Here is a 950-nt window from a genome sequence, read left to right as displayed (position 1 = left end):
GGAATCGATCCGATCAACCAGACGATCTTCCAGGCGATTTTTGGCGCGATCTTTACTGTTATCATCGCGCTTGAGTTCAAACACTCCCTGCTGGTCGTTCTTGCCCAGCATGAGAACGTCATCCGGGTACGGACCATCGTCCTGATCGCCCTCCTGGCGATTGCCCGCAAATTCATCCTGCTGGATATGCATGATGTGACTGCCATGGAACTGTTCGCTCTCTCGGCGGCTGTTCTGGCGCTGGGCGTCGTCTACTGGCTGGTCCGCGAGCAGGATGCGCGTGTCGCGCGCGATGCCAGGGAACAGGCGCATCTCGAAGATAATCCTGCGGCCCGCTGTGAGCCTGAACGGTCTTCATCCTGAAGAATCGAGGTAAAGGCGGTCTATAACGCCGCCTTTACTCAATCCCCACTACCTCCCGTGCGATGAGGACGTCTTCTCCGGCGTCTCTGGCCCTGACGGTGCCAGATGATCTGTGTCGATGGGCCGGAACGGCGGAATGGGTTGTCCGGGATAATAGACCGGCCCCTTGTAGTTCTGATCCAACTGGCTTGCGTTCAAGCTGTCGACCAGCATATCACCCGTGCCGTCTTCGTAATGAGTGCGAGCCCCGGTTTTGGGGATTGTGGACGTGCCCTCAGTCGCCCTCGCATTGAACGATGTTGCAGCCGTCCGGACAATATCACCAGCATGTGCGCCCGACTGGCTCAGTAGAGACAAGCCCAGAGCAGCGCACGACAGAAATATTTTCATCCTCTTCATGCTCATGACCTTTCGAGATTCTTTCCCGGCCGGATGAATGGCCGGGGGAGAGTTTTCGTCACGCCATCAGGCTGCCTCTTTCCGCGCCTCGATCTGGGGTACGGCTTCCTCCGCACGGGTTGTAGAGGACGTAATCGCGATACGACGCGGCTTCATCGCTTCGGGTATCTCACGTTTCAGAGTAATGG

2 protein-coding genes and 1 pseudogene are annotated in these 950 nt (G+C 57.4%); 1 reads left to right on the top strand and 2 read right to left on the bottom strand.

Annotated elements, in window-relative coordinates; translation table 11 throughout:
- Positions 1–363: phosphate-starvation-inducible PsiE family protein (locus HK23_RS14050; RefSeq protein ID WP_179193923.1), on the top strand; the 363-nt coding region annotated here is incomplete at its 5' end.
- A gap of 48 nt (positions 364–411) precedes the next feature.
- On the opposite strand, the gene HK23_RS14045 is transcribed toward HK23_RS14050, so the two are convergent.
- Together HK23_RS14045 and HK23_RS14930 are read right to left on the bottom strand one after the other, a co-directional pair.
- Positions 412–753, bottom strand: a complete 342-nt coding sequence (locus HK23_RS14045) for a hypothetical protein (RefSeq protein WP_143217590.1) — start codon at positions 751–753, stop codon at positions 412–414.
- Positions 754–828: 75 nt separating this feature from the next.
- Positions 829–950 (bottom strand): annotated as a pseudogene (locus HK23_RS14930) (Hsp20 family protein); the annotation flags it as partial.

The sequence above is a fragment of the Acetobacter malorum genome, from assembly GCF_002153605.1.
GTDB classification, from domain to species: domain Bacteria; phylum Pseudomonadota; class Alphaproteobacteria; order Acetobacterales; family Acetobacteraceae; genus Acetobacter; species Acetobacter malorum_A.
The sequence above is the reverse complement of the archived record's forward strand: the minus strand, read 5'-3'. Positions and strand labels throughout refer to the sequence as shown.

Bases quoted from the DNA above. Each gene is read 5' to 3' on its own strand.
- HK23_RS14045 (WP_143217590.1), bottom strand. From the start codon at position 753: ATGAAAATATTTCTGTCGTGCGCTGCTCTGGGCTTGTCTCTACTGAGC.